Source organism: Tumebacillus avium, from assembly GCF_002162355.1.
GTDB classification, from domain to species: Bacteria; Bacillota; Bacilli; order Tumebacillales; family Tumebacillaceae; genus Tumebacillus_A; species Tumebacillus_A avium.
This window is the reverse complement of record NZ_CP021434.1, coordinates 1,888,121-1,911,813: the sequence shown is the minus strand read 5'-3', so window position 1 is coordinate 1,911,813 and position 23,693 is coordinate 1,888,121. Positions and strand designations below refer to the sequence as shown.

Genomic DNA, 23,693 nt, shown 5'->3' with positions numbered 1-23,693 from the left:
CTTCTCCACTACCTTTTACTCTATCTCTGTCTCGATCTGGCCGTTCACAAGCCGGATTTTTCCGGTCAAAAATTGGGCGGCCACTTCCGGTAAAACGCGGTGCTCGGCCTGATGAATTTTTTCTGCCAGCGTTTCTAACGTATCTTCCTGATCAACCATGACCGTCTCTTGGCGGATGATCGGGCCGGTGTCGACGCCTTCGTCGATGAAATGCACGGTGACGCCGGTGTACTTCACGCCCGCTTCGAACGCATCGCGGATCGCATGCAGGCCCGGGAACAAGGGCAGCAAGGACGGGTGCAGGTTGATCGTCTTGCCCGCATACGCTTCCAAAAAAGTCGGTCCGCAGATGCGCAGGTAGCCTGCCAGCACGATGTACTCCACACCGCGCGCACGCAGGTCGGCCACGACTTGCGCCTCATATGCCGCTTTGTTTTCAAACTCTTTCGGTGAATAAACGAGCACAGGAACCTCCGCTGCCTCTGCTCGTTCAATCACTTTCGCCCCCGGCCGGTCACAGACCAGACAAGCCAGCTCGGCGTCGATTTTGCCTTCTTTGACCCAATGGATCAGGACCTGGGCGTTCGACCCAGATCCTGATGCAAAAATTGCAAACTTCGCCATCTGCTTAAATCCCCTTCAGCTGAACGTCGTGCGGACCTTCGATGATCGCGCCGATGATGTTCGCTTCTTCGCCAAGCGCTTCTGCTGCCGCCACGATGTCTTTCGCCTGCTCCGCCGGAACGATCAGAATCATGCCGATGCCCATGTTAAAGGTGCGGAACAGATCAAACGTCTCGATGTTGCCCAGACGGCGCATCGTGTTGAACACCTGATGGATCGGCCAGGAGCCGACTTGGATCTCCGCCGACAGCCCTTCCGGCAGCGCACGGGGGATGTTTTCCAAAAATCCGCCCCCGGTGATGTGCGCCATCGCGTGGATGTCGAAGCGCTCCAGCAGGTTCAAGATCGTTTTGACGTAAATTTTGGTCGGGGTGAGCAGCACTTCGCCCAGCGGTTCTCCGATCTCCGGGAACACATGGTCGAGCGAATACTCGTTGTCGCCGAAGAACAGCTTGCGCACCAAGGAGTAGCCGTTGGAATGAATCCCGCTCGACGACAAACCGACGATCAGGTCGCCCGCCTGCACGTTGCTGATGTCGATCAGCTTGTCTTTGTCGACCACGCCAACCGTGAAGCCGGCAATGTCATACTCGCCGTCCTGGTACATGCCCGGCATCTCGGCCGTCTCGCCGCCGATCAACGCGCAGCCGGACTGTTCACAGCCGTCGGCGATGCCTTTGACGATGCTTTCGATCGTTTCCGGCACCACTTTGCCGGTCGCGAGGTAGTCGAGGAAAAAGAGCGGTTCTGCGCCCATCACCACGATGTCGTTGACGCACATCGCCACCGCGTCGATGCCGATCGTGTCATGCTTGTCCATCGCAAAGGCCAGCTTCAGCTTGGTGCCGACGCCGTCGGTGCCGGAGACGAGCATCGGGTTCTTGTATTTGGATACGTCGAGCTGAAACCCGCCGCCAAATCCGCCGAGCATCGTCGCCACTTCCGGGCGCATCGTGCGCGCCACGTGGGATTTCATGCGGTTGACCGCTTCGTTGCCCGCGTCGATGTCGACGCCCGCCGCTTTGTACAGTTCGCTCATTTTGTATCCTCCTAGCGATCCATGATCGATTTGCTCAGGTCTTCGTACACTTCGGTCGGGTATTTCCCGTTGAAGCATGCGTTGCAGTGCCCGTGATCTTTGCCGTCCATGATGCCAAACGCCTGCATCATCGTGCCTTCCGACAGATAAGCCAGCGTGTCGGCGCCGATATACTCGCGAATCTGCTCGACCGACTTTTTCGACGCGATCAGCTCATCGCGGGCCGAGGTGTCGATGCCGTAGAAGCAGGAGTGCGTGACCGGCGGCGACGCGATGCGCACGTGCACTTCGACTGCGCCCGCTTCGCGGAGCATGTCGACGATGCGGCCCGAGGTGGTGCCGCGCACGATCGAGTCGTCGATCATCACGACGCGCTTGCCTTCGACGATCCGGCGCACCGCGTTCAGCTTGAGCTTGACGCCGCGCGCGCGCAGTTCCTGGCTCGGCTGGATGAAGGTGCGGCCGATGTAGCGGTTTTTGATCAGTCCGATCTCATACGGGATGCCCGACTCTTCCGCATAGCCGATCGCCGAGGAGATCGAGGAGTCCGGCACGCCGATGACGACGTCCGCTTCCACCGGATGTTCGCGGTACAACAGCTTGCCGAAATCTTTGCGCACGGCATGGACGTTAAAACCGTCGATATCCGAGTCCGGACGCGCAAAGTAGATGTATTCAAACGTGCAGAGCGCACGCTTTGAAGCGCTGGCAAAGCGGGTCGATTCGATGCCGTCTTTGGAGATGATCAGCATTTCGCCCGGCTCGATGTCGCGGATGATCTCCGCGCCGATCGTGTCAAACGCGCAGGATTCGGACGATACGCAGTAGGCATCGCCGATCTTGCCGAGCACCATCGGACGCAGGCCGTTCGCATCGCGCATCGCGTACAGCTTGTCGTCGGTCAGGATGCAGAACGCATACGCGCCTTTGACGATCGACAGTGCTTCGCGGATGTTGTCCGCCATGTCCGGGTTGCCGGCGCGGGCGATCAGGTGCGCGACCACTTCCGTGTCGGAGGTCGATTGGAAGATGGCGCCGCGACGCTCAAGGAAGCTGTGCAGCTGGTGCGCGTTGACGAGGTTGCCGTTGTGCGCCAACGCCATGTTGCCGCGCTGGAAGTTAAACACCAGCGGCTGAGCGTTGAGCAGCTGCGAAACGCCGGTCGTGGAGTAGCGCACATGGCCGACAGACGCGTGGCCTTTGGACAGACGCGGCATGGCCTCGTTCGGAATTGCTTCCGCAACGAGACCCATGCCCTTCTGGTGATACAGTTTCAAACCGTCAACCGTGGCGATCCCGGCCGACTCCTGGCCGCGATGCTGCAGAGCGACCAGCGCATAGTAGGTCAATTGTGCCGCATTGGGGTGTCCGAAGATGCCAAACACGCCGCACTCTTCATGCCATTTGTCAAAAATCTCGTCGTCGGTCATGTCCATATTTAGTTCATCAGACATGGGATGGCTCCTCTCCAAGTGGCTTCCAAGTGCTCGACCTTGTCATCAACAACGGTGTTGCCGTTTACGCGAATCGTCAGGTTCTCGCCGCCGAGGAGACCAAGCGGGGTGACCGTGACGTTGTTTTCCGTAAACAATGCTTCAAAAGCAGCTTCGTTCTCCTGCTTCACTTCAACGATGATGCGGGACCCTGCTTCGCCAAACAGAATTTCATCCAAACGCTGCTGAGATGCGATCTCGATCGTCGCGCCAATCTTGCCGCCGATCGCCGACTCTGCCAACGCAACGGACAATCCGCCTTCTGCGAGGTCGTGCGCCGATGCGATCAGGCCGGATTGGATCGCGGTCAAAGTCGCGTGCTGCACCGCTTTTTCCACGTTCAGGTCGAGCGGCGGCGCATCGCCGGCGACGGTGCCGTGCACGACGCGAAGGTATTCGGAGCCGCCGATCTGGCCGGTGGCAGACGGGCCGATCAGGTAGACTTTGCTGCCTGCCGCTTTAAACGCCTGGGTGGTGATGTGGTCGGTGTCTTCGATCAGGCCCACCATACCGATGATCGGAGTCGGGTAGATGTCGACATCGTTGGTCTGGTTGTACAGCGAGACGTTGCCCGAGATGACCGGCGTATCCAGCACGCGGCATGCTTCGGAGATGCCTGCACAGCTCTCTTCGAACTGATAGAAGATCTCCGGCTTCTCCGGCGAGGAGTAGTTGAGGCAGTCGGTGACCGCCATCGGACGTGCACCGGAGCAGATCAGGTTGCGCGCCGATTCGGCGATCGTGTGCGCGCCGCCCGTGTACGGGTTGAGGTAGACATAGCGACCGTTGCCGTCGGTGCTCATCGCCAGCGCCTTTTTGGTGCCGCGGATGGAAACGACTGCCGCATCGGAGCCCGGGCGCACGACGGTGTTGGTGCGCACCATGTAGTCATATTGCTGGTAGACGTATTCTTTCGACGCGATGGTCGGGGTGCGGAGCAGTTCGTGCAAGGTGTCGGTCAGGTTGTCCGGTACAGAGACGCTTGCCGCATCAAATGCCAGCGTTGCGTCGAGGTAGGCCGGACGCTGGGACGGACGGTGGTAGACCGGCGCATCGTCAACCAGCGTGGAGACGACGATCTCAGCAACCGTTTCTTCGCCCCACTTCAGGCGGAGCATGCTGTCATCTGTGACACGGCCGATGACGGCAGCTTCCAGACCCCATTTTTCAAAAATCTCGGTGGCGATGTGCTCTTTGCCTTGTTCCATGACCACCAGCATGCGCTCCTGCGATTCGGAGAGCATCATTTCGTACGGAGTCATGCCTTCTTCGCGGCACGGCACTTTCGTCATGTCGAGCTCGATGCCGGAACCGGCGCGGGCTGCCATCTCCGAAGAGGAAGAGGTCAGACCTGCAGCGCCCATGTCCTGGATGCCGATCACGTCGCCGGTGGCGATCAGTTCGAGGCAGGCTTCGAGCAGCAGTTTTTCCATGAACGGGTCGCCGACTTGCACGGCGGAGCGCTCTTTACTGTGCGGGTCTTCGGTCGACGCAAACGTTGCGCCGTGGATGCCGTCGCGGCCGGTGCGTGCGCCAACTGCCAGTACCGGGTTGCCGACGCCGCTTGCGAAGCCTTTGGCGATCTCATCGTGGGTCATGATGCCGACACACATCGCGTTGACCAGCGGGTTGTGGCGGTAACGGTCGTCAAACACCACTTCGCCGCCGACGGTCGGAATGCCGATGCAGTTGCCGTAACCGGCGATACCTGCGACGACGTTCGAGAAGAGGTAGCGGTTGTGTACGTTGTCGTCGCCTTCGATCTCGCCGAAGCGCAGCGAGTTGAGCAGCGCGATCGGACGCGCGCCCATCGTAAAGACGTCGCGGATGATGCCGCCGACGCCGGTCGCAGCGCCTTGGTACGGCTCGATCGCAGACGGGTGGTTGTGCGATTCGATCTTAAAGGAGACGGCGAGGTTGTCGCCGATGTCGATGATCCCGGCGTTTTCACCCGGGCCTTGCAGCACGTGCGGGCCCGAGGTCGGGAACTTTTTCAAAACCGGGCGGGACGATTTATAGGAGCAGTGTTCAGACCACATGACCGAGTAGATGCCGGTCTCGGTGTAGTTCGGTTGACGGCCCATCAAGGAGACGATGCGGTCGTACTCTTCGTCATTCAGTCCGAACGTGCGATAGATTTTTTCGTCAGCAATTTGCTTGGGAGTCGGTTCGTTACGCACCTTGTTTGTCCCTCCATGCTTTCAGAATCGACGTGAACAGCGCTTTGCCGTCGGCCGAGCCCAACAGTTCGTGCACAGCACGCTCCGGGTGCGGCATCATGCCCAGCACGTTGCCCGCTTCGTTGCAGATCCCGGCGATGCGCTCCAAGGAGCCGTTCGGGTTGTGCTCGTGGTAGCGGAAGACGATCTGGTTGTTCGCTTTCATCTTCGCCAGCGTCTCTTCATCGACGTGGTAGTTGCCTTCGCCGTGGGCGATCGGGATGTTGATCACCTGGCCTTGTTCATAGCCGGTCGTAAACGGGGTGCTGTTGTTCTCGACGACAAGCGGCGAGATCGCGCAGCGGAACTGCAGGTGATCGTTGTGGCGCAAGGCACCCGGCAGCAGGCCGGACTCGGTGAGGATCTGGAAGCCGTTGCAGATGCCGATGACAAATTTGCCGTTGGCAGCCTCCTGCTTCACCGCTTCCATCACCGGGGAGAAACGGGCGATCGCGCCGCAGCGCAGGTAATCGCCATAGGAGAAGCCACCCGGTACGATGATGGCGTCATAGTCGGACAGATCGGTGGTGGTGTGCCAGACCGGCTCGACTCCTTCGCCGAGCACGTCTTCCACCGCTTTCACTGCGTCGATGTCACAGTTGGAACCCGGAAAAACCAGGACGGCGAATTTCATCGTTTAGGCCTCCACAAGTTCGAATTCGTATTTTTCGATGACGGTGTTGGCGAGCAGTTTTTCGCACATGTCGGTCACGCGAGCTTCTGCTGCGCCACGGTCGGTCGTGTTGATTTTCAGCTCGAGGAATTTGCCGATGCGCACATCGTCCACTTCGCTGTAGCCAAGCGCGTGCAGCGACTTGGTGACGGCGGTGCCTTGCGGGTCGAGAACGGACTGTTTCAAGGTGACGTGAATGCGAGCGATGATCATACTTCGACTCCTCCCAAGCGGCGCAGCATTTCTTGGTATGCTTCTTCCACATTGCCCATGTCGCGGCGGAAACGGTCTTTGTCGAGCTTTTCGTTGGTGTCTGCATCCCAGAAGCGGCAGGTGTCCGGAGAGATTTCATCGGCGAGGATCAGTTCGCCTTGCGGGGTGATGCCAAATTCGAGTTTGAAATCGACGAGTTTTACTTTGCGGTCTTTGAGGTAGTTGATCAGGATGTCGTTGATTTGGCGGCCGTATTCAGCCATCTTGGCAACCGTTTCCGGGGTTGCGAGGTTCAGCACGTCGATGTGCGAGTCGTTGATCAGCGGGTCGCCGAGGTCGTCGTCTTTGTAGTAGAATTCCACGACCGCCTTCGGGAGCACGGTGCCTTCCGCCATGCCGAGGCGCTTCGCCAGGGAACCGGCTGCAATGTTTCTGACTACTACTTCAAGCAGGACGATTTCGACTTTTCGTACCAGTTGCTCGTTCGCGTTCAGCTTGGAGATGAAGTGGGTCGGGATGTTGTGCTCTTTGAGCATCTCCATGAAGATGGTGGAGATGGCGTTGTTCAGCTGGCCTTTGCCGGAGATGGTGCCTTTTTTCTCGCCGTTAAAAGCGGTAGCGTCGTCTTTGTATTCCACGATATATTGATCCGAGTTGTCGGTATGAAAAACGCGTTTTGCTTTGCCTTCGTAGAGCATTTCGCCTTTAGTAATCATGAGAGAAAACCTCCTCTGTTATAAAAAACACCGGGACTCACTCCCCGCCTCCTCTCGGTCAAGGGATGAAGGCGGTCCGGCAGTAAAGCCCCGGAAAAAATTTTACAGGCCGAGTCGATCGAAGATGGTATCGACGTGTTTGAGGTGCCAGTTGTAGTCGAAGCAGTCGTCAAGTTCTTCCTTGTTCAGGTGCGAAGTGATCAGTTCATCGCTTTCCACGATCTCGCGGAAGGAGCGCTGCTCTTCCCAGGATTGCATCGCGCGGGCTTGGACCGCGTCGTACGCTTTCTCGCGGGTCAGGCCTTTGTCGATCAGTGCGAGCAGGACGCGCTGGGAGTAGATCAGGCCGAAGGTGCGGTCCATGTTGCGCTTCATGTTCTCCGGGAACACGGTCAGGTCTTTGATGATGCGGATCATCTTGCGCAGCATGTAGTTGACGAGAATCGTGCTGTCCGGGATGATCACGCGCTCCACCGACGAGTGCGAGATGTCGCGCTCATGCCAGAGCGGCACGTTTTCGTAAGCGGCCAGCGAGTTGCCGCGCAGGATGCGCGCGAGGCCGGAAACTTGTTCGCAGGAGACCGGGTTGCGCTTGTGCGGCATCGCCGAGGAGCCTTTTTGGCCTTTGTAGAACGGCTCTTCCGCTTCGCGGAACTCGGTTTTTTGCAGGGCGCGAATCTCGGTCGCGATCTTGTCCAAGGTGCAGCCGATGATCGCCAGCGTGCTCATGTAGTGTGCGTGACGGTCGCGCTGCAGGGTCTGGGTGGAGATCGGCGATGCTTTCAGGCCGAGCTTTTCACAGACGAATTTCTCAACAAACGGGTCGATGTTCGCGTACGTGCCGACCGCGCCGGACATCTTGCCGTATTCGATGGTGTCGCAGGCCTGGTCAAAACGCTCCAGGTTGCGCTTCATCTCTTCGAACCACAGGCCAACTTTCAAGCCAAACGTGGTCGGCTCGGCATGCACGCCGTGGGTACGGCCCATCATGACTGTGTATTTGTGCTCAGTTGCTTTCGCGCCGAGCACTTCGATGAAGTCGGTGATGTCTTGGCGGATGATCTGGTTGGCTTGGCGAATCTGGCTGGACAGCGCCGTGTCGACAACGTCGGTCGAGGTCAGGCCGTAGTGCACCCATTTCGACTCGTCGCCGAGCGATTCGGAGACGGCGCGGGTGAAAGCAACCACGTCGTGGCGGGTCGATTCTTCGATCTCGAGGATGCGCTCGACGGTAAAGGTTGCTTTTTCACGGATCAGCTTGACGTCTTCTTGCGGGATGACGCCGAGTTCTGCCCATGCTTCACATGCGAGAATTTCAACTTCGAGCCAGTTGGCGAAGCGGTTGTGCAGTTCCCAGATCTTGCCCATTTCCGGTAAGGTGTAGCGATCGATCACAGTTGGTTTCCTCCCAAGTCCCCAATGTTGCAGGTCAGTAAGTTGTAAGTGTCTTTGTAAGGATTAGTTGTTCAGGTATGCTTCCACGCCGATGCTTTGCAGTTTTTCGTCTTTCGCAATCACTTCGGCGGCGAGTTGTTCACGGTAGGTGACGAGACGGTTCGCGAGGTCTTCGTCTGCAGTTGCGAGAATCTGTGCAGCGAGCAGGCCAGCGTTGTATGCGCCGTTGACAGCGACGGTTGCCACCGGGATGCCCTTCGGCATTTGGACGATCGCGTAGAGTGCGTCAACGCCTTGGATCGCGCCGCCTTGGATCGGCACGCCGACGACCGGCAGGGTGGTGCATGCTGCAACGACGCCCGGCAGATGCGCGGCGAGGCCTGCGCCTGCGATGATCGCGCCGAAGCCGTTTTCGCGAGCTTCGCGCGCCAGCTTCATCGTCTTGTCCGGCACGCGGTGTGCGGAGGAGACGCGAATCTCCGTTTCCACTTCCAGAGCGTGCAGCGCTTTTGCTGCTTCGTTCATTACTTTCAGGTCGGAATCACTGCCCATGAGAATCAATACTTTCTTTGCCATTGTTGTTTCCCTCCAATTAGTGAACCAGCGTTAGTTTTTAGCAAATCCTCTGGTGCTACACGCAAAAGTTTCATAAAAAAGCCCAGATGGGTAGAATTCGGTCGCTGCACGTGGTGCTGCCGAGCGAAACCTACCCGCCTGGGCTTTTCTCCCTTCGGTGTCATGTCCACGCGTGGTAGACATGTGAATCGCTTGGACCTACTCGGTGCGAGCGGAACCCTAGATTCACTTTCGTTCGTAGTCCGGCGATTACGGTCGCCGGGTAGAGACTCTCAGGCCAATCCCCGAGTATATACGGACTGTTGTCGGTTGATGTCGTTGTCTACTGTAAGCATACCAAAACGCATCCTAGCCCGTCAACGGAAAATACGAACATTAGACGTGAACATTTTATGATCGTTCGAATTTTGACCTCTTTTTCTCCTCTAGACATAGTTTTTGGCCCGTGCCAATAGACTGATAGTAGATCCGGAACTGTATGGAGTGATTGGACATGGCACGCATCTATCGGATACGCGACACCCAGCGTTTTATTTTTCTGCCGTTGTTGTTCCCGTTGATCCCGCTGCTGCTGCAATGGATGCGCCCGGGCAATGCCTTGGTGTTTTTTGCCGTCGTGGCGCTTTACGTGCTGTTCACCTTTCGGGTGCTGTTTCAGTTGCGTGAGCTGGAGGTCGGCGATGAGGAGATTCGCATCGACCGCGGCCGCTGGCAACAGGTGTTTTCGCATGAGGAGATCTATGAGATTTTCCTGATCAAAAACAATGTTGTGCAGATTCGCGTCGGCGAGCACAACCGATACATTCGCGTGAATGCGGCCGACTACTGGGATGCGATGAGCGCCCTGCAGCGTTTTGCCTGGCGCCATGCGATTCCCCTGACCGACAAGCGGCCCAAGCGTATGAAAGAGCAGAGGAGGGACGTTTCATGATGCTCTGCGATTATCTGCGGACGCTGCCGCCGTCTCATCTGTATGACGTGTATGAGACGCTGTACCTCCCGGAGACCAAGGTGAAGTACACGGAGGCTGAGCTGCGCGAGCAGATCGTGGCCTACTGGGAAGACCCCGCGCACTGGGATGAGTTTGTAAAAGCGCTCTCCCCGTTTGAGCGCCGCGCGATGACCCGGCTGGCGCTGCACGAGCGCTGCCGGATCGACGCGTTTATGGAGGAGGTTGCCTCGCTTGGGCTGTTGATCCTCTACCGCGAGCGGAACCGCTACGAGATGCCCGACGACATCCGCGTCCGGCTCTTGGAGCGGCTGCCTGCGCTTGGCGACCTGCTGGCGGCGCAAGAGCCGGGCGATGCGGACGGCACGGCGCCGGTGTAAAAGTATGAAAAAAAGCCCTTCGCGATGAAGGGCTTTTAATTATTTTCTCCAGGGTCTTACTCCCCGGCCAGGAAGATGTAGCGGGCCAGGGCGAGGATGGCGATGACCCACATCAGCCAGTGGACGTTGACTTTTTTGTCAGCGTCTTTGGTGAAGAGGTTGCGCAGCACGTTCAGGATCACGAAGAAGATGATCCCGATCGAGATGCCGTTGGCGATGGAGTAGGTGAACGGCATCAGGGCGATGGTCAGGAACGCTGGCATCGCGATGCCGAAATCATCCCACTCGATGTGGCGGACGGAGCTCATCATCAGCACGCCAACCACGATCAGCGCCGGTGCGGTCGCCGAATCGGGAATCACTTGCACAAACGGAGCGAGCAGTACGACAGACAGCAGGAACAGAATCCCGGTGGTCACAGCGGTCAGACCGGTGCGGCCGCCCGATTCGATGCCGGCTGCCGACTCGATGTACGCCGTCATCGGCGTGATGCCGAGCAGCGCGCCGATCGAAACGCCGGAACCGTCGACGAACATCGCGCGTCCCAGACGCTTTTCGCCGTCCGGACGGTTGAGCAGGCCTGCACGGTTCGCCGTGCCGACCAAGGTGCCAAAGGAGTCAAACAAGGTGACGAAAACGAAGATGATCACAACTTCCCAGAAGATCCCGCTGCCCAGCATCGAGAAGTCGAGTTTGAACAGGGACAGCTCGCTGAAGTTCGGCAGGAACGTCGGGTTGCTAAGCGACGCCGTGTTGGTGACGCCAAGCGGAATGCCGATCAGGGTGGTGAGGATGATGCCGATCAGCAGTGCGCCGCGCACGCGCAGCGTGGTCAGGATGCCGGCGATCAGCAGCCCGATCAGCGTCAAGGCTGCCGCTTTGTTGGCGACAAAGTTGGTCAGGCCGATGTTCCACTCGAAGAACAGCAGGTTGACGACGGGAGCGCCCGCTTTGATCGCTTCGGCAGACGGACCGCCGACGAAAGAAACGGTGCTGACCTGACCCAGTTTCAGGCCGATCAGGGTGATGAAGAGACCGATACCGACGGTGATCGCATATTTCAGCGAATCGGGCAGCGCCTTGACCAGCATTTGGCGGAACCCGGTCACCGTCAGCAAAATAAAGATGATACCGGCGACAAAAACAGCACCGAGCGCCACTTGCCACGTCATCACGCCGCCGTTAGCAGCTGCGACAACCGCGAAATACGCATTCAGACCCATACCCGGCGCGAGGCCGACTGGGTAGTTGACGAACAGACCCATCATCAAGGTCACGAGCCCGGCGCCAACCGCCGTTGCAAAGAAGACCGCGCCTTCCGACATGCCGGTGCCCTTCAGGACCACCGGGTTCAAAAACAGAATGTACGCCATCGTGACGAACGTGGTGATCCCGGCGATGATCTCGGTGCGCGGGTTGGTGCCAAATTCGCCAAGTTTAAAGAGACGTTCTAACATCGCAATGCTCCCCCTTTTTTCCCCTCTGATTCTGCTTCTCTGTTATTCCCACTCAATCGTTGCCGGCGGCTTGGACGTGATGTCATACACGACGCGGTTGACGTCGCGAACTTCGTTGACCAGTCTTACGGACAAACGCTCCAGCACATCGTACGGGATGCGCGCCCAGTCGGCCGTCATGCCGTCGCTCGACGTCACGCCGCGAATCGCGATCGTATACGCATAGGTGCGCTCGTCACCCATGACGCCGACGGAGCGAACGTCCGGCAGCACCGCGAAGTATTGCCAGATCTCGCGGTCGAGGCCGGAGCGGCGAATCTCATCGCGAACGACGAAATCAGCATCTTGCAAAATCTCCAGCTTGTCTGCCGTCACGTCACCAATGATGCGGATCGCCAGACCCGGACCCGGGAACGGTTGGCGCCAGACGATCTCGTCTTTGATGCCAAGCTCGGTGCCCGCGGCGCGCACTTCGTCTTTGAACAGGGCGTTCAGCGGCTCGACGAGTTTGAACTGCATGTCCTCCGGCAGGCCGCCGACGTTGTGGTGCGACTTGATCGTCGCCGCCGTCGCCGTGCCCGACTCGATGATGTCGGTGTACAAGGTGCCTTGCGCCAGGAAGTCGAAGTTGCCCAGCGCTTTGGACTCTTCTTCAAAGACGCGGATGAACTCTTCGCCGATGATCTTGCGCTTGCGCTCCGGATCGGACACGCCTTCCAGACGGCCGAGGAAGCGGTCGCGGGCATCGATCTTGACGACGTTCATCTTGAACTCGCCGGCGAACATCTCCATCACTTGCTCCGCTTCGTTTTTGCGCAGCAGGCCGTGGTCGACGAACATGCAGGTCAGGTTGTCGCCGATCGCCCGGTGCACCAGCACGGCCGCCACGGAGGAATCCACGCCGCCGGACAAAGCACAGAGCACTTTTTTGTCGCCGACTTGCTCTTTGATCTTCGCAATCGCTTCTTCCACAAACGACGCGGAGGTCCAGGAACCGCTCGCTTGGCACACATCGTACAGGAAATGCTTCAACTGCTCTTGTCCGAATTCACTGTGGTTGACTTCGAGGTGGTATTGCACCGCATAAAGCTTACGCGACGCATCGCTCATCGCTGCGACCGGGCAGGTGGTGGTCGTCGCGTCGACGCGGAAGCCGGCCGGCACGGACACCACTTTGTCGGAGTGGCTCATCCAGACTTGCTGCGATGCGGGCTGGCCGGTAAACATCACGTTGTCGCTTTGCACGTCGATCATCGATTTGCCATACTCGCGCACATCGGCGCGCTCAACTTTTGCTTCAAAATGATGCGCCATCAGCTGCATGCCGTAGCAGATGCCGAGGATCGGCACACCCAGTTCAAAGATCGCCGGGTCGACTTTCGGCGCGCCGTCCGCATAGACGGAGTTCGGGCCGCCGGAGAAAACGATCCCTTTCAGGTTCAGCTTCTTCAGCTCTTCCGCCGTCGTTTGAAACGGCATCAGCTCCGAGTAGACGTTCAGTTCGCGAATTCGGCGGGTGATCAACTGGTTGTATTGACCCCCAAAGTCCAGCACGACGACGATCTCTTTGTTATCCATCATCACATACGCTCCCGTCCCACTAGGTTGTAAACATGAAAAAAGCACCCTGTCGCTCCTCAAACACCTTTAGTATGGAAAAATCATACTCAAGGCATACGAGGAGAACAGGGTGCTTACTTGACTTGCACGATGTCGAATCCTCGTAGACAGTTCTTTCCGGGAACTGGTAGAAACTGCCGAGCCATATCCCCGGCAATATACGAGACAATCTTGTTTTCGACATCATTCTACTTTAAAAGACGAACATTCGTCAACTATAAATCACACATCGTTCGCGTTACCGTTTTTTCATACGTCCCGCTTTCCGAACGATTCGCGTCCAGAGGTCTTGAATTTGCGATTTTTCCCCGTCGGACACGTCGCGTTTGCCATAGCGTACGCGCTCGAAGATCTGGGCCAGCGGAATCATCTCCCGCCCGCGCAGGTCCGGGTTGCCGGAGAGGAACAACGCGTACTCGCGCAAACTCATGTCGTCCCGGCGCTTCCAGCCGAAGCGGTTCATGATCAGCATCAGACGCAGGATCGCGTTCATGATCACATCGCCGTCGCCTTTGTACGCCCGGCGCAGGTAGTAGGCGGTGAGCAGCTTGCGGCGGTTGAAGAAGGCGACGATCAGCAGGATCACGGCTGCGATGCCTGCGTAGAGGCCGACCGCTTTCCAGTTGATGTCAAAGGAGAACAAAGCCGTCTTGGACGGTGCTGCCTGCTCTTCCTCTTCTTCTTCGCCTTTCGGGTTGTTGACCGGCGGCGCAATCACCGGCGCCGCTTCATCCGGCTTGAACAGCGGACGCAATTGGAAGCTTGCGGTCGGTTCAAATGCCACCCAGCCGATCCCGTCAAAATACACTTCCGCCCAGGAGTGGGCGTTTTTGTTGCGGACGGTGTACAGGTATTCGTCGTCCGTTTTGCCGTCATACGTCAAGTCGACATCGCCGCGGGTGAAGCCTTTGACCCAGCGGGTCGGCATGCCCAGCGTCCGCGCCATGACGACAAATGAGGAGGAGAAGTGGTCGCAGTAGCCGCGTCTGGACTCAAACAGGAACTGATCGACGAAATCCTGCTTATCCTTTGGAATCGGCACATCTTCCGTTTCATACCGGTAGTTGCCGCTCAAGTAATCCTCCAGCGCCTTGGCGCGCTCATACGGCGTCTTGGCGTCTTTCGTAACTTCCAGCGCCAACTCGCGAATCCGCTTGGGCAGGTTGGCCGGCAGCGAGATGTACGACTGCAGCGAGCCGGTCAGCAGGTCTTGCGGCGGCATGGAAGCGCCCTTCAGCGCCACCTCATCATGGTACGGCACTTCCGAGATGACCGTATAGGTGTCGCCAGGCTCCATCTGATTGACTTCCAGACGGCTGTCGAGGATGGAATAGCTCAGCGTGTTCGGCGAGATGTTCGGGCCGGTCACGCCGGTGATCTCCGAATGTCCAAAGACGAGCGGCACCATCGTGTCCTGCACGTGGACGGTCTGCTCCACGCGCTTGGTCTCCAAGGTCGATGTCGGTAAAAACCTTTCCGCTTGGACAAACTCCGGATTGGGCACCGGTTCGGCCGGCGCTACGGAGAGCCAGCCTTTGCCGGTGTAAAATGCTTTCGTCTCGCCCCGGTAGTAGCCTTCGACGGTCGACGTCACGGTGAAGACAACCGTTTCGTCCATCTCAAACGGACCGCCGAGATGGTCATCGTTGCTGCCATAGCCGATCTTTTGGCGCACCGCGCCGCCGTCTTTCAGCCCTTGCAGGTATGACACCGGGTCCGGCCAGGCCGGATCTTGCGCTTTCGGGACGGCCAGACCCACGCCGGTTACCAAAAGCGACAAGATCAACGTCCAGGCCAGCCAGTGTGTCGGCCAGCCTTTGAGATGGCGCGGCATGCGGGCCAGACGCTCCACCACCGGCAGTTGACGGAAGGCGAGGATGACGAGGCCAAACAGCAGGAACAGCACGATATGGCCTTCCGTCTCTTCCACATAAAACGTATCGAGCACCCCGAGCCCGACCAGGCCAAGCACGAGGAAGACAAACATCCAGATCTTCGCCTTCAGACTCTGGCGGAACAAGACTTGGAACAGCCACAGTCCCAGCAGCATCGCCGTCGTCTTCGCAGACATCGTCAGCGCGGCAAACTCCCCCGCCTGCAGCGCGTGAAACGCCGCCGTCACGTCGCGGAACCAATGCCCCAGCCACGCTGTCAGCTCGAAGAAGAGATAGGTGCCTTTATAGTGGTACTGAAACACGAAGTTGAAAAACACCACAGCTTTCAGCAAAAAGCGCAGCAACAGGTGTCCGACCAGCAAATCGCTGACGAACAGCAGCAGCAGGAAGGACAAGAAGAACCAGATCGACTGGATCTCGCCGGCTTCTCCGAGCGGGAAGAGCACTTGAGCGAGCCACAGCCAGACCAAGGAGTAGAGAACGGTGTCGCGCAGCGGGCTGCCCGTCACCCATCTAGCCGTTTGAAGCATAGGATATCGGCCCCCTCACTACATCTTCCAGTTCATTTTCGTCCCGCACCACATAGGTGTGGACGCCTAGCATCTCCAATTTCCCCATGTGCGACAGATCCACTTCGTTCAACTGGCGTCCGCCGACGATATAAAACAGTTCGGCCTTGATCTTGCGGTATTCCAAAAAGCCGATCAACTGCACCAGCGGCTGGTCGAGCACCGGCGTGACCAGCACGATCGTCGAACCGCGCTGCAGGTGGTTGACCTCGCGCAGAATCGCGTCATTGTACTCGTCAGCGCCGTCCGCCTGCACGATCGCCAAATGCTCGATGATGCGCAGGTATTGCTCAAAATTGCGGCTTTGCGCAATCGTCACGCGCTCGCGGCCATAAGAAGTCAGGCCGACCGAGTACTTTTTGCTCGACGCGTGTTTCAAAAGCGACGCCACCGTGGTCACCGCCAGCTCAAACAGCTGGTTGGAGCCGCCGCGATAGGCATCCTCCGAACGGTTTAAGAAAAACATCATATCGTTGGTCACATGCAGCTCAAACTCTTTGGTCTTCAAAGAGCCAGTGCGGGCCGACGCGCGCCAGTGAATGCGCGACAGACGGTCGCCTTGCGCATAATCGCGCACGCCGATCACGTTCGACGAGTCTTCCGCCATCCGGTTTTGCGCGTTGGTGTGGCCGATGTTAAATTTGTTGATCGTATGCCAATACGGAATCGGGATGATCTTCGGATAGACGGTCACCTCATCGGTCCGCTGGTGCACCAGTTCCTTTTTGGTCAGGCCAAAAATATCACCGGTGACGAGCCGGGTGTCGCCGAGGACGTATTTGCCGCGCGGCATGTTCGGCAGTGAATAGGTGAGGCGCAGCTTGCGATTATAACCCGGGAAATGGAGCTCGCGGTTCGATCCGCTCTGCAAGAGCAGCCGGGTCGGCAGCGTATCTTCGACGACCAGCCACGGCAGCGGCCATTTGCGGCCTTCGATCTCGATCACGATATCGACTTCCAGCGTCTGTCCCGCGTTGATCTTCAGCGAGGACAGCCGGCGCTCCGACTTGGCATCGCGCAGGGCATAGCGGGCGGTCCCCAGCTCGTAGACGGCGAGCAGAACTGCTGCGTAAAACATAAACCAGGCCGCAAAACCGCCTTGAAACTTGCCGTAAGCAAACGTGGCGAACAGCAGGATCAGCCACAGGAGAATGCGTCCGAATCTCCTCACCTTACTTCACCCTTTCACGGGCTTTGTCGGGGGAAAACTCGCGGGTGACCGGCACCGGCACAGCTTTCATGATCTCAGACAGCACTTTCTCCACCGTCGTGCCGCCCAGACGGGCTTCCGATTTCAGAATCAGGCGATGGGCCAGCGTGACCGGCGCCAACTGCTTCACATCATCCGGAATCACATAGTCGCGGCCCAGCACAAAGGCCAGCGCCTGCGCTGCTTTAAACAGAGAAAGCGAACCGCGCGGCGATGCGCCGAGGTAGACCGCCTGGTGTTTGCGGGTCTCGGTGGTGATGTTGACGATATATTCGCGGATCGACTGTTCCACATAGATCTCGCGCACTTTCTGTTGCATCGACTGCAAGGTTTCCTGATCGGTGACCTGCTCGAGGTTCTCAATCGGATGCACCAGTTGCTGACGGCCAAGCAGATCAACTTCTTGCTCCGGCGTCGGGTAGCCGAGGTTGAGCTTCAGCAGAAAGCGGTCGAGCTGTGCTTCCGGCAGCGGGAAGGTGCCTTCGTATTCGATTGGGTTCTGCGTCGCCATGACGAGGAACGGGGACGGCAGTTTATAGGTGGTGCCGTCGACCGTCACGTTGTGCTCTTCCATCGCTTCGAGCAGCGCGGACTGCGTTTTCGGCGAGGTGCGGTTGATCTCGTCGGCGAGGATGATGTTGCCCATGATCGGGCCGGGACGGAATTCAAATTCGTTGGTCTTCTGGTTATAGATCGAAACGCCTGTCACGTCGGAGGGCAACAGGTCAGGCGTGAATTGAATGCGTTTGAAGGAGCAGCCCAGCGTCTTCGCCAGCGAGCGCACGAGCATCGTCTTGCCGACACCCGGAACGTCCTCCAGCAATACGTGTCCGTCGCAGAGCATCGCGACCATGCAGAGCTGGACAGCTTTCGACTTGCCAATGATTACTTTCTCGACGTTATTCACCACATCGGTCAGAACTTTGTGCGGGTGATCAAATTCACGGTTCACAAGTTCTTTATCGTCTGTATGTTGCATGATTTACTTCCTCCAATTCAAAAGATTGCCAGTCATCTATACTTCTCGCAGCTATGACAAAAGTCCTTCCAATTGTTAGCATTTTTCAGGCAAGTCTACATAATTAAGCATAACAGAGTGGGGGAAAGTTTGTCCTCGCACAAGTATTGGATGGATGGACAGGTGTCTACCCTCTTAATATATATGAAAATTCACATTAATCTCTACAAAAATCTCGACAAAAAAATCCCCGGCCAGAAAAACCGGGGATTGTGCCAACGTTATTGCAGGAATGCCAGCGGATTGACGTAGCCGCCGCCGCTTTGCATCGACAGATGCAGATGCGGGCCGGTCGAGTAGCCGTCATTGCCGGTCGCGCCGATCACCTGGCCTTGGCGTACGGTCTGGCCGGTGCTGACATAGATCCCGTTGCCGTACATGTGGCCATAGACGGAGGTGACGCCGCCCCCGTGGTCGATGACGATCCAGTGTCCGTACCCGCTGGCCGAACCTGCCTGCACGACCACGCCGTCTGCCACCGCCACAAACGGGGTGCCGATCGGTGCGGAGATGTCGATCCCTTTGTGGAATTCGGAACCGCGCATGCCGTAGCCCGAAGAGATCGCAAACGACGACGGCACCGGCCAAGCATAGCTGCCGTTGCCGGCAACGCTCTGGATGAACTGCGGGCCGGTGTAGTTCTGATAAGCCTGCTCGACGACCATCTGGTCTTCCGCCGGAGCGGCCAATGCTTCGGCGAGATCGCCTTTCAGATTTTTTGCTTTCGCCTGCAGGTCCTGCTCCGTCTTGCGCAGCTCTTCCTGCTTGGCGCGGCGCGCCTTTTGCTGCGCGTCGAGCTTGGCCTTGGTGACTTTCAGCTGCTCCTGATCGGCACGCAGCTGGTCGATCAGCTCCTGGTCCTGTTCAACGATCATCGACAGCATCTGGAGCCGCTCCAGAAAATCGGAGAAGTCGGTCGCCTGAAACAACACTTCCCAGAACGAGACATCGCCTTTTTCGTACATCACTTTGACGCGCTCTTTCAGCTTCTCGCGGTGCTTCTCGATGCGCTGTTCCAGTGCGGCGATCTCGCCTTTCATCTTTTCCTTTTCTTTCATGCCCGCGGTCAGTTCCGCTTCGAGGTCTTGCATCGTCTGTAATGTATCTTGCAGTTCTTTGTCGACTTGGGTGATTTCTTGCTGAATCTTCTCTGCTTGCTCGCCCTTTTGCTCGGCAGCCAGCGCAGTCCCTTGCAGCGCTGTGGTCAAGAGCAAACCGGCCAATAAGCAGGCGGTCCACTGGTTCCCCTTGTTGCTCATCCCCGCTTTCACTCCTTTACGTATCGGTCTCATACTACCGAATGCGAGCGGCGGGTACAACCTGTTTCGACAATTTGTAACCAAGCTGTCATTGTTTTGGCAAGCTTTGGACGAGTTGTGCAAAAAGAAAAAAACCACCCTCACAAAGGAGAGTGGTTTTTCGAAGAGCGTGGGCTTACATCATGCCCATGCCGCCCATGCCGCCCATATCCGGCATGCCGCCGCCAGCGCCCTTCGGCTCCGGCTTGTCAGCGATTACCGCTTCGGTGGTCAGGAACAGCGCCGCTACGGATGCTGCGTTTTGCAGCGCGGAGCGGGTAACTTTGGCCGGGTCGACGATGCCCGCTTGGAGCATGTTGACCCAATCGCCGGTCGCCGCGTTGAAGCCGATGCCGACTTCTTCTTTTTTCAGGCGCTCAACGATCACCGCGCCTTCTTGGCCGCCGTTGGTCGCGATCTGACGAACCGGTGCTTCGAGCGCTGCACGCACGATTTGCACGCCGGTCGCTTCGTCGCCTTCGAGCACAACTGCGTCGAGGGCGCGGATGACGTTCACCAGCGCGGTGCCGCCGCCCGGTACGATGCCTTCTTCAACCGCTGCACGGGTTGCGTTCAGAGCATCTTCGATGCGCAGTTTCTTCTCTTTGAGCTCGGTTTCGGTCGCAGCGCCAACTTTGATCACCGCTACGCCGCCAGCGAGCTTCGCGAGACGCTCTTGGAGCTTCTCTTTATCGAACTCGGAAGTGGTTTCTTCGAGTTGAACTTTGATCTGGTGCACGCGTGCTTCGATCTCGTTCTTGTCGCCGGAACCGTCCACGATGATCGTGTTCTCTTTGGAAACGCGAACTTGACGCGCGCGGCCCAGTTGAGTGATCAGGGTGTTTTTCAGTTCGAGGCCAACTTCTTCGGAGATCACTTGACCGCCGGTCAGAGCTGCGATGTCTTGCAGCATCGCTTTGCGGCGATCGCCGAAGCCCGGAGCTTTAACAGCAACTGCGGTGAAGGTGCCGCGCAGTTTGTTGACGATCAGGGTCGCTTGCGCTTCGCCTTCGATGTCTTCTGCGATGATCAGGAGCGGACGGCCGGATTGGACAACGCGCTCGAGCACCGGCAGAACTTCCTGGATGTTGGAGATCTTCTTGTCGGTGATCAGGATGTACGGCTCGTCGAGAACCGCGATCATCTTGTCGGTGTCGGTCACCATGTACGGGGAGATGTAGCCGCGGTCGAACTGCATACCTTCGACAACTTCCACCTCGGTGGTGAAGCCTTTGGACTCTTCAACGGTGATTACGCCGTCTTCGCCGACTTTTTCCATCGCTTCAGCGATTTGCTGGCCGATCTCTTCGTCGCCGGCAGAGATGGAAGCAACGTTTGCGATGCCTTCTTTGCCTTGAACCGGAGTGGAGATGCGTTGAATTTCTTCAACAGCAGCACGGGTCGCTTTTTCGATACCGCGGCGCAGACCGATCGGGTTTGCACCTGCCGTTACGTTTTTCAGACCTTCGCGGATCAGCGCCTGCGCCAGAACGGTCGCGGTGGTGGTGCCGTCGCCTGCGACGTCGTTGGTCTTGGTCGCAACTTCTTTGACCAGCTGCGCGCCCATGTTTTCAAAAGCATCTTCGAGTTCGATCTCTTTGGCGATGGTTACGCCGTCGTTGGTGATCAACGGGGAGCCGAACTTCTTCTCGAGCACGACGTTGCGGCCGCGCGGGCCGAGGGTTACCTTTACAGCGTCAGCCAGAATGTCTACGCCACGCAGCATGGAGCGGCGAGCATCTTCTTGGAAACGAATTTCTTTAGCCATTTTCGTCCAACCTCCTGTACTTGTCGGTTTTACGTATGTGTGTCGAAACCTGTGAATGTTCTATGTTTTCCGGGCAGTCCCGGAGTCGCTTACGCTTCGACGATCGCGAGGATGTCAGCTTCGCGCACGATCAGGTACTCGACGCCGTTGTACTTCACTTCGGTGCCTGCGTACTTGGAGAAGATGATGCGGTCGCCGGCATTTACGTCCAGTGCAACTACGGAGTTGCCTACAACTTTGCCAGTGCCAACTGCTACAACTTCAGCTTCTTGCGGCTTTTCTTTCGCGGTGTCCGGCAGGAACAGCCCGCTTGCGGTCTTCTCTTCACGTTCTACAACTTTGATGACGACGCGGTCGCCAATCGGTTTAATCATGCAAAACCCTCCTCAGATTTTGATGAGTGATGTTCTGTTAGCACTCGTCATCACTGAGTGCTAATTCCAATTCTTATGATAGTCAAATGCCTTGTTGTTTGCAAGAGGGAAGAACAAAAATTTTGCATTACATTTTTGTAAAACCCACACAAAGTTCTAGGGTGTCCCCTGCTGGCAACATTATACATAGAGAAGGCAGGAAGTTACCATAGGAAGTTTTCGCGAATGAGCTCGAAAGAAGTGGAAAAGCCGGGCGATCGCCCGGCTTTTTGCGTTCGTCTTTATTGGTAGTTCACCGTCAACGTATATCCCAGTTTACCGTACAGCTCTTGCAGCGCTTTTTCCGCATTGCGCTCAGCCGTCTGCAACACGCCGGTCGCGCCCGCTTCGGAGCGGAGTTTGGCCAGCACCATGTCCTGGGACATCAGCTTCAAGCCTTCCTGCAGATCGGTGGAGCTGCGGAACAAGCCTTCCTCGGTGAAGACTTTGATCTGGTCCATCTGGATCGACTCCTCCAGGAAGACGGCGTGCGGCAAGGTGATCCCGATCGTCTTCTGGTCATGGTCGATGCGGACATCGTCTTCCTGCAATTGCCCAACTTCGACGCCGGCGAGCATTTTCGCCGGGACGACAAATAAATACGAGCGCTTGGTGCCGGGCAAATCCACAGGGATCTCGATGCCAAAAATCTTGTTGTCCGCGCCCTCGAGCGTGGTCATCACATACGCTTCAGCCGTCGCCAATGCGGACAGCTCGCGCACGCCGGTCACAAAGACGGCAGCGTTTGGCTTTTCCTGCACGTTCAGAAAATACCAGGCGCCGGAAAAACCTGCGACCAGCGCGGTGAAGAGCAGAACGAGCAACAGGCGCTTCTTGCCGAATAACCCTTGGAGGTTCACCGACAGGGGCTTCGCTGCGGTGCGGTCTGGCAGCAACTGCAAGCTGTCCGCCGTGATCGCAGCCGACGTTTCTTCCTGTGCCTGTTTCAACTGTCTCACCACTTCTTCCAATTCAGCGATGGATGGCTTTTTTGAATCGGTCACAAGCAGCCTCCTCTTTACATAAATAGTGGGTTAGGTCCGGAAATATGTCCGTAAACGAACAGCCTTCTCCACGGGCGGGAAAAGGCTGCGTCATGTCTTATGCTTCTTCCTGCGCCAGACGCGCTTCCGCAGCCTGCATCGCTTTCTCGCGGTTCTTCCACGACCATTTGGCGATGATGATCGACAACTCATAGAGCAGGATCATCGGACCTGCCACCGAGAGATGGGCGATCAGGTCGGGCGGCGAGATCATCGAAGCGACGATCACGAGCGCCAGGTACGCGTATTTGCGCACTTTGACCAGCGTATGCGGCGCGAGGATGCCGATGCGGGAGAGGAACAGCACCGCAACCGGCATCTCAAAGATCAGGCCAAACGGGATGACGATGTTCGTCATGAAGCCAAAATAGTTGGCCGCCGTGTACATGATGTTAAAGCGGTCCACCCCGAGCTGGTACAAGAACTTGTACAGCATCGGAAAGACGAAATAGTAGCCAAACAAGATCCCGGCGAAAAACATCCCCGCCACCAAAGGCAGGAATTTGTAGGCCAGCTTGGCTTCCCGCTCTTCCAGCGCGGGCTTGATGAACGCCCAGAGGTGGTAGAGCAGAAACGGAATCGTCAGTCCAAAGGCGGCGAGACCCGCCACGGTGAAGTACACTTTTAAGATTTCGCCCGGGCCAAGCACCGTCAGCTCGATCTCCCCCATGCCGGGGAAGAGTCGGGAGGCGTCATTGACCAGCGCGTAGTAGATCGGATCGACAAAGATAAACGTCACAACGATGGCGATCAGGAAAATGACCAAGACCCAGATCAGCCGTCTTCGCAGCTCGGCAATATGGTCGACCAGAGTTTCCGGCTCAACTGCGCTCACAAGCTCACACCTTTCCTGCCGCTCAGCGCAGCATTACTTGGTCTGCAGACCTTTTTCGTCTTCCTTGCTCGCCAGTGCCGGCTGTTCTTTCTTGTCGTCATCTTCGGTCAGGCCTTTAGTAGCGGACTTGAACTCTTTGAGCGTGCGGCCAAACGCGCGGCCGATCTCCGGCAGTTTGCTCGGACCGAAGACGATCAGCGCGATGACAAGGATCAAAATCAGTCCCGGAACACCAATGTTTTGGAACATAGCAGTAACCCTCCAGGTTGTAAGATTTGTCGTAAGATTCG

22 protein-coding genes and 2 riboswitches are annotated in these 23,693 nt (G+C 57.5%); of the genes, 2 read left to right on the top strand and 20 right to left on the bottom strand.

Annotated features, from left to right (window positions below; translation table 11 throughout):
* Positions 1-15: 15 nt before the first annotated feature.
* The 9 genes from purN to purE all read right to left on the bottom strand — a co-directional run bounded on the left by purN (position 16) and on the right by purE (position 8,948).
* Complete coding sequence (purN, locus tag CBW65_RS09100; protein ID WP_087456551.1) at positions 16-624, bottom strand: phosphoribosylglycinamide formyltransferase; 609 nt, start codon at positions 622-624, stop codon at positions 16-18.
* 4 nt (positions 625-628) lie between these two features.
* Entirely contained in the window at positions 629-1,663 is a 1,035-nt protein-coding gene (purM, locus tag CBW65_RS09095) for a phosphoribosylformylglycinamidine cyclo-ligase (RefSeq protein WP_087456550.1), read from the bottom strand.
* A gap of 11 nt (positions 1,664-1,674) precedes the next feature.
* Positions 1,675-3,093, bottom strand: coding sequence for an amidophosphoribosyltransferase (gene purF, locus CBW65_RS09090; protein WP_087459177.1), 1,419 nt, complete (start codon positions 3,091-3,093; stop codon positions 1,675-1,677).
* A gap of 8 nt (positions 3,094-3,101) precedes the next feature.
* Complete coding sequence (gene purL, locus CBW65_RS09085; protein ID WP_198299793.1) at positions 3,102-5,336, bottom strand: phosphoribosylformylglycinamidine synthase subunit PurL; 2,235 nt, start codon at positions 5,334-5,336, stop codon at positions 3,102-3,104.
* Positions 5,329-6,009: a phosphoribosylformylglycinamidine synthase subunit PurQ gene (purQ, locus tag CBW65_RS09080; protein WP_087456549.1), complete on the bottom strand. Its 681-nt coding sequence runs from the start codon at positions 6,007-6,009 to the stop codon at positions 5,329-5,331. Before purQ ends, purL begins: the two co-directional genes overlap by 8 nt.
* 3 nt (positions 6,010-6,012) lie before the next feature.
* On the bottom strand, positions 6,013-6,261 hold the full coding sequence (gene purS, locus CBW65_RS09075) for a phosphoribosylformylglycinamidine synthase subunit PurS (protein WP_087456548.1): 249 nt from the start codon (positions 6,259-6,261) through the stop codon (positions 6,013-6,015).
* A complete protein-coding gene (purC, locus tag CBW65_RS09070; RefSeq protein ID WP_087459175.1) occupies positions 6,258-6,974 on the bottom strand; it encodes a phosphoribosylaminoimidazolesuccinocarboxamide synthase in 717 nt (238 codons plus the stop codon). Before purC ends, purS begins: the two co-directional genes overlap by 4 nt.
* A 105-nt stretch (positions 6,975-7,079) precedes the next feature.
* Complete coding sequence (gene purB, locus CBW65_RS09065) at positions 7,080-8,372, bottom strand: adenylosuccinate lyase (protein ID WP_087456547.1); 1,293 nt, start codon at positions 8,370-8,372, stop codon at positions 7,080-7,082.
* 63 nt (positions 8,373-8,435) lie between these two features.
* Positions 8,436-8,948, bottom strand: coding sequence for a 5-(carboxyamino)imidazole ribonucleotide mutase (purE, locus tag CBW65_RS09060; RefSeq protein ID WP_087456546.1), 513 nt, complete (start codon positions 8,946-8,948; stop codon positions 8,436-8,438).
* Between the two features lie 218 nt (positions 8,949-9,166).
* Positions 9,167-9,266: riboswitch (purine riboswitch) on the bottom strand.
* 175 nt (positions 9,267-9,441) lie between these two features.
* Here purE and CBW65_RS09055 point away from each other — a divergent pair.
* Entirely contained in the window at positions 9,442-9,879 is a 438-nt protein-coding gene (locus tag CBW65_RS09055; protein ID WP_087456545.1) for a hypothetical protein, read from the top strand.
* Positions 9,876-10,277, top strand: a complete 402-nt coding sequence (locus CBW65_RS09050; protein WP_087456544.1) for a hypothetical protein — start codon at positions 9,876-9,878, stop codon at positions 10,275-10,277. The genes CBW65_RS09055 and CBW65_RS09050 overlap by 4 nt, the downstream gene beginning before the upstream one ends.
* 56 nt (positions 10,278-10,333) lie before the next feature.
* Here CBW65_RS09050 and CBW65_RS09045 read toward each other — a convergent pair whose 3' ends face one another.
* The 11 genes from CBW65_RS09045 to CBW65_RS08995 form a co-directional block, all read right to left on the bottom strand.
* Positions 10,334-11,734 carry an NCS2 family permease gene (locus CBW65_RS09045; protein WP_087456543.1) on the bottom strand — a complete coding sequence of 467 codons (1,401 nt, stop codon included), beginning with the start codon at positions 11,732-11,734 and terminating at the stop codon, positions 10,334-10,336.
* 42 nt (positions 11,735-11,776) lie between these two features.
* The gene (guaA, locus tag CBW65_RS09040; RefSeq protein WP_198299792.1) at positions 11,777-13,315 is read right to left on the bottom strand and encodes a glutamine-hydrolyzing GMP synthase; all 1,539 of its coding nucleotides are present in this window, start codon (positions 13,313-13,315) and stop codon (positions 11,777-11,779) included.
* Between the two features lie 123 nt (positions 13,316-13,438).
* Positions 13,439-13,538, bottom strand: a riboswitch (purine riboswitch).
* A 54-nt stretch (positions 13,539-13,592) separates the two neighbouring features.
* Positions 13,593-15,779, bottom strand: coding sequence for a DUF4129 domain-containing transglutaminase family protein (locus tag CBW65_RS09035; RefSeq protein ID WP_087456542.1), 2,187 nt, complete (start codon positions 15,777-15,779; stop codon positions 13,593-13,595).
* On the bottom strand, positions 15,763-16,989 hold the full coding sequence (locus CBW65_RS09030; RefSeq protein WP_087456541.1) for a DUF58 domain-containing protein: 1,227 nt from the start codon (positions 16,987-16,989) through the stop codon (positions 15,763-15,765). The genes CBW65_RS09035 and CBW65_RS09030 overlap by 17 nt, the downstream gene beginning before the upstream one ends.
* A gap of 1 nt (position 16,990) precedes the next feature.
* Positions 16,991-18,007: an AAA family ATPase gene (locus CBW65_RS09025; protein ID WP_087456540.1), complete on the bottom strand. Its 1,017-nt coding sequence runs from the start codon at positions 18,005-18,007 to the stop codon at positions 16,991-16,993.
* A gap of 260 nt (positions 18,008-18,267) precedes the next feature.
* Positions 18,268-19,305 carry a murein hydrolase activator EnvC family protein gene (locus tag CBW65_RS09020; RefSeq protein WP_157721850.1) on the bottom strand — a complete coding sequence of 346 codons (1,038 nt, stop codon included), beginning with the start codon at positions 19,303-19,305 and terminating at the stop codon, positions 18,268-18,270.
* A 175-nt stretch (positions 19,306-19,480) separates the two neighbouring features.
* Complete coding sequence (groL, locus tag CBW65_RS09015; protein ID WP_087456538.1) at positions 19,481-21,112, bottom strand: chaperonin GroEL; 1,632 nt, start codon at positions 21,110-21,112, stop codon at positions 19,481-19,483.
* Between the two features lie 89 nt (positions 21,113-21,201).
* Complete coding sequence (gene groES, locus CBW65_RS09010) at positions 21,202-21,486, bottom strand: co-chaperone GroES (protein WP_087456537.1); 285 nt, start codon at positions 21,484-21,486, stop codon at positions 21,202-21,204.
* Between the two features lie 281 nt (positions 21,487-21,767).
* A complete protein-coding gene (locus tag CBW65_RS09005) occupies positions 21,768-22,529 on the bottom strand; it encodes a DUF4230 domain-containing protein (protein WP_087456536.1) in 762 nt (253 codons plus the stop codon).
* 97 nt (positions 22,530-22,626) lie between these two features.
* Entirely contained in the window at positions 22,627-23,403 is a 777-nt protein-coding gene (gene tatC, locus CBW65_RS09000) for a twin-arginine translocase subunit TatC (protein ID WP_087456535.1), read from the bottom strand.
* Between the two features lie 33 nt (positions 23,404-23,436).
* Positions 23,437-23,652 (bottom strand): twin-arginine translocase TatA/TatE family subunit, encoded by a 216-nt coding sequence (locus CBW65_RS08995; RefSeq protein ID WP_087456534.1) that lies wholly within the window; start codon positions 23,650-23,652, stop codon positions 23,437-23,439.
* Between the last annotated feature and the right edge of the window lie 41 nt (positions 23,653-23,693).

Bases quoted from the DNA above. Each gene is read 5' to 3' on its own strand.
- purN (WP_087456551.1), bottom strand. From the start codon at position 624: ATGGCGAAGTTTGCAATTTTTGCATCAGGATCTGGGTCGAACGCCCAG.
- purM (WP_087456550.1), bottom strand. From the start codon at position 1,663: ATGAGCGAACTGTACAAAGCGGCGGGCGTCGACATCGACGCGGGCAAC.
- purF (WP_087459177.1), bottom strand. From the start codon at position 3,093: ATGACCGACGACGAGATTTTTGACAAATGGCATGAAGAGTGCGGCGTG.
- purQ (WP_087456549.1), bottom strand. From the start codon at position 6,009: ATGAAATTCGCCGTCCTGGTTTTTCCGGGTTCCAACTGTGACATCGAC.
- purS (WP_087456548.1), bottom strand. From the start codon at position 6,261: ATGATCATCGCTCGCATTCACGTCACCTTGAAACAGTCCGTTCTCGAC.
- purE (WP_087456546.1), bottom strand. From the start codon at position 8,948: ATGGCAAAGAAAGTATTGATTCTCATGGGCAGTGATTCCGACCTGAAA.
- CBW65_RS09055 (WP_087456545.1), top strand. From the start codon at position 9,442: ATGGCACGCATCTATCGGATACGCGACACCCAGCGTTTTATTTTTCTG.
- CBW65_RS09050 (WP_087456544.1), top strand. From the start codon at position 9,876: ATGATGCTCTGCGATTATCTGCGGACGCTGCCGCCGTCTCATCTGTAT.
- CBW65_RS09045 (WP_087456543.1), bottom strand. From the start codon at position 11,734: ATGTTAGAACGTCTCTTTAAACTTGGCGAATTTGGCACCAACCCGCGC.
- guaA (WP_198299792.1), bottom strand. From the start codon at position 13,315: ATGATGGATAACAAAGAGATCGTCGTCGTGCTGGACTTTGGGGGTCAA.
- CBW65_RS09035 (WP_087456542.1), bottom strand. From the start codon at position 15,779: ATGCTTCAAACGGCTAGATGGGTGACGGGCAGCCCGCTGCGCGACACC.
- CBW65_RS09025 (WP_087456540.1), bottom strand. From the start codon at position 18,007: ATGCAACATACAGACGATAAAGAACTTGTGAACCGTGAATTTGATCAC.
- CBW65_RS09020 (WP_157721850.1), bottom strand. From the start codon at position 19,305: ATGAGCAACAAGGGGAACCAGTGGACCGCCTGCTTATTGGCCGGTTTG.
- groL (WP_087456538.1), bottom strand. From the start codon at position 21,112: ATGGCTAAAGAAATTCGTTTCCAAGAAGATGCTCGCCGCTCCATGCTG.
- groES (WP_087456537.1), bottom strand. From the start codon at position 21,486: ATGATTAAACCGATTGGCGACCGCGTCGTCATCAAAGTTGTAGAACGT.
- CBW65_RS08995 (WP_087456534.1), bottom strand. From the start codon at position 23,652: ATGTTCCAAAACATTGGTGTTCCGGGACTGATTTTGATCCTTGTCATC.